Source organism: Nostoc sp., from assembly GCF_036917575.1.
In the GTDB taxonomy this organism is placed as follows: Bacteria; Cyanobacteriota; Cyanobacteriia; order Cyanobacteriales; family Nostocaceae; genus Nostoc.
On sequence record NZ_JBALDC010000012.1, the window covers coordinates 1 to 3,541 of the forward strand.

4 protein-coding genes are annotated in these 3,541 nt (G+C 39.9%); 3 read left to right on the top strand and 1 reads right to left on the bottom strand.

Annotation, left to right across the window (positions count from 1 at the left end):
• Window positions 1-841: 841 nt before the first annotated feature.
• A complete protein-coding gene (gene gatB, locus V7K79_RS02935; protein WP_335044554.1) occupies window positions 842-2,317 on the bottom strand; it encodes an Asp-tRNA(Asn)/Glu-tRNA(Gln) amidotransferase subunit GatB in 1,476 nt (491 codons plus the stop codon).
• Between the two features lie 129 nt (window positions 2,318-2,446).
• On the opposite strand from gatB, the gene V7K79_RS02940 reads away from it, so the two are divergent.
• The 3 genes from V7K79_RS02940 to V7K79_RS02950 all read left to right on the top strand — a co-directional run bounded on the left by V7K79_RS02940 (window position 2,447) and on the right by V7K79_RS02950 (window position 3,419).
• Window positions 2,447-2,740, top strand: coding sequence for a hypothetical protein (locus tag V7K79_RS02940; RefSeq protein ID WP_335044556.1), 294 nt, complete (start codon window positions 2,447-2,449; stop codon window positions 2,738-2,740).
• On the top strand, window positions 2,724-2,975 hold the full coding sequence (locus tag V7K79_RS02945; RefSeq protein WP_335044558.1) for a hypothetical protein: 252 nt from the start codon (window positions 2,724-2,726) through the stop codon (window positions 2,973-2,975). The genes V7K79_RS02940 and V7K79_RS02945 overlap by 17 nt, the downstream gene beginning before the upstream one ends.
• A gap of 144 nt (window positions 2,976-3,119) precedes the next feature.
• Complete coding sequence (locus V7K79_RS02950; RefSeq protein ID WP_335044559.1) at window positions 3,120-3,419, top strand: hypothetical protein; 300 nt, start codon at window positions 3,120-3,122, stop codon at window positions 3,417-3,419.
• The last annotated feature ends 122 nt before the right edge of the window (window positions 3,420-3,541 follow it).

Here is a 3,541-nt window from a genome sequence, read left to right on the forward strand (position 1 = left end):
TTGTAATTCTACATCCATTGCCCTACCTCCCTTGCAGAGTTTTTTCTTCTAATCCTTTTATTTAGAATAACCGGAAAGTGACAGAAGAGGGATAAGAGTTTTTAGTTTCGCCTTACTTCCCCAGTTCCCAGTCTTCAGTTTCCAGTCCCCATTACCCCTTATCCCCAGTCCCTTTTATTGTGAGTTTATTTGCTGATGGCAATAATAATGCACCAGTTGGCGATTGGCATAATTGTTTTTACCTTTCTTATGACGAAAAACAGAAACAAAAAAAAAGAGCCACTTGAGTTGCTCTGTAGATCGTTAGGATACATCTACTTACTAATCTCTCTAAATTACTTTTTAAGGGTTAATACTTATTTATTGAGATTATTTCTAAAAGCTTTGGAATTTTATCCGTAAATACCACGAAAATAAAATAAAAAAGAGAGCTACTTAGGCAGCTCTCCAGATCATCAGGGTGCATCTACTTACCACAGCATATCATTTTACGTATGAGGGTTGTCACCAGTTTTTATATGAAGATTGTGTGAAGCAAGACCGGGAAAATACTTAGTTGGGGAATTGGGCATGGGGCATTGAGAAGAGACAAGGTAGACAAGGAACAGAGGAAGACAAGGGAGAAGTTCAATAATTCCTCCTTGTCCCCTTGTCCCCTGCCCCTCTGCACCTTCTGCTTACTCACCCAGCAAAGTGAACTTGATAGACACTCTAGTAGTTCGCCAAGTGAACTTGGCGGAGTAAAGGGTAAGGGGGAAGGGGGAAAGGTTTTAAATCCCTTACCCTTTTCCCTTTCCCCTTTCCCCAGCCCTCACAAGCGCATCTTTGGGTTGGCAGACTACTAGGCGTTCAGTTTTTTCTCGACCAATTCGTTAGTTAGCTTAGGATCGGCACGTTTGCCTGTCTTTTTGAGAACTTGTCCGACGAAGAAGCCTTTAAGGTTAGTGTTACCGTTGCGATATTTTTCTAGTTCTTTGGAGTTGGCAGCTATGACTTCATCAACAATCGGTTCCAGTACACTAGGATCGGTGATTAACTCTTGTCCGGCAAAGGCTTTTTCAGGAGAAATACCACTAAGCAAATCTGGCAACTTTTGTTTAGCTTGAGCATTGCTAATTTTGCCTGTTTCAATGCGAGTGATAATATCTGCTAAATTGGTGGGAGTCAGAGCGATTTGCGTAATAGTGAGTTTTTGCTTATTCAGGTGGGCTGCAATATCTTGAGTAATCCAGTTGGCAGCAGCTTTGGGATTTGCTCCAGATGCGATCGCAGTTTCAAAATATTCAGCTATTGAACGATCTTCTGTTAACACTCGCGCATCGTAAGCCGAAAGCCCTAACTCACTTTCATAATGATGGCGTTTTTGGGCTGGTAATTCTGGTAGTTCGCTACGCCATTGCTCTAATTGTTCATTTGACACCTCTATTGGTGCCAAATCTGGTTCAGGGAAGTAGCGGTAATCGCTAGAACCTTCTTTCACCCGCATACTACTTGTGCATTGAGCGCCTTCTTGCCACAACCGAGTTTCTTGGATAATGCGATCGCCTGCTTCGATGGCGGCGATTTGGCGTTCAATTTCGTAGTCAATCGCCCGTTGGATGGCGCTGAAGGAGTTCATGTTTTTAATTTCTACTTTGGTGCCAAATTCCTTTCGTCCCACTGGACGGACGGAAATGTTGACATCGCAGCGCAGAGATCCTTGTTCCATATTGCCGTCACTCACGCCGAGATATCGGACAATCCTCCGCAACTCTTCGGCATATTCAGCAGCTTCTAATCCAGAACGCAGATCGGGTTCTGAAACAATTTCTACTAATGGGATACCTGCGCGATTGTAGTCTACTAAAGAATAGGAAGAACCAGAAAGGCGATCGCTACCTGCATGTACTAATTTTCCAGCATCTTCTTCCATGTGCAAACGCGTAATGCCAATGCGTTTGCGAATCGGATTCCCCTCAGCATCTACCAACTCAATTTCTAACCAACCATGTTCTGCGATCGGTAGATCGTATTGAGAAATTTGGTAATTTTTGGGTAAATCTGGATAAAAATACTGTTTCCGGTCAAACTTGCTATATTTAGCGATTTGACAATTTAGTGCCAAACCAGCTTTGACGGCGTATTCTAATACTTTTTCATTGAGTACAGGTAAAACCCCAGGTAAGCCCATACAAATCGGGTCAATGTTAGTATTGGGGTCAGCACCGAATTCCGTAGAGCTATTGGAGAAAATCTTGGTGTTTGTACTCAGTTGACAATGGGTTTCTAAACCAATAATCGCTTCATACTCAGTTTTTACAGTCGTAGCAGTAGTCATAATATCAATAATTTGGGCATAATCCTTGTAGTGGTACTATTGTAGCGGCGTATTGAGTTGCCCTGAAGACGGTTATTTGGGTGAGCAATGCTTACCTCTTGAGCTTGAAAAGGGAGATGCACATCTCAGGTGAAGAAAATCTTAATTATTGGTTCTGGGGGTGCTGGTAAATCTACCCTAGCCCGCGAACTGGAAACCATCTTAGGTTTAGAAGTGATTCATTTGGATACTTGGTACTGGAATCCTGGTTGGATTGAGACTCCAAAAACTAAATGGCAGAGCATAATTCAAGACCTAACCCTACGAGAATCTTGGATTATGGATGGTAACTATAGCGGTACTGTTGATGTTCGTTTGTCAGTTGCAGACACGGTAATTTTCTTTGGATTTTCCCCGACTTTTATGTTTGTCGCGAGTAATTAAACGTCGCTTCATGTATGCTAGACAACCCAGACCTGATATGGCATCAGATTGTTCTGAAAGATTGAATTGGGAATTTTTCAAATATATCTGGTCATACCCAATTATTCGTCGTCCTGTAATTCTAGAAAAACTTAGTCAAGTAACACCAAACCACCAAGTTATTATTCTCCGTAAACCAACAGAAGTCAGAGATTTTTTCCCAAATATTTTCCACTATTCAGATTTACTCAATTAATTTTTATTAAAATTATCTGAAAAGCTTATGTGAAGTATATATATCATTTATTTGATAAACCAATTACCAGTAACTAAGGTTAAATTACTATAAAAAAGTATTAAATTAGTAAATGAAGTTAAAGAGCAAATCAAATCATAGATTATGATTGATGTCAAAACAGCAGTAAATGCTGCCTATAAATACATAAAATCCATACAAGACATGATGGGTTCTTCATTAGGAGATTTAAGACTTGAAGAAGTAGAACTTTCTGAGGATAAAAGCTTCTGGTTGATTACTTTAGGGTTTGATATTCCTAAAAAACCTCCTAAAAGTCGATTGGAAGAATTAATTCCTCCCTCTCTTGCTTCTACCCCTGCGTTGTATGAACGAGAATATAAACTTTTTAAAGTAAATTCTCAAACTGGCGAAGTAGAAGCAATGAAAATTAGACAAGTATGAAAGATGTGATTAATTCCCTAATTAGTTGTTAAGCTGCTACGCAGCTAAATTTAATAAACAGCATTACCTTTGTTTTTAATCTTACGCTCCCATTTAATAACAAGACCTCCTTCATTTAGCAA

Coding starts and splice junctions, on each gene's coding strand:
- gatB (WP_335044554.1), bottom strand. CDS start 2,317: ATGACTACTGCTACGACTGTAAAAACTGAGTATGAAGCGATTATTGGT.
- V7K79_RS02950 (WP_335044559.1), top strand. CDS start 3,120: ATGATTGATGTCAAAACAGCAGTAAATGCTGCCTATAAATACATAAAA.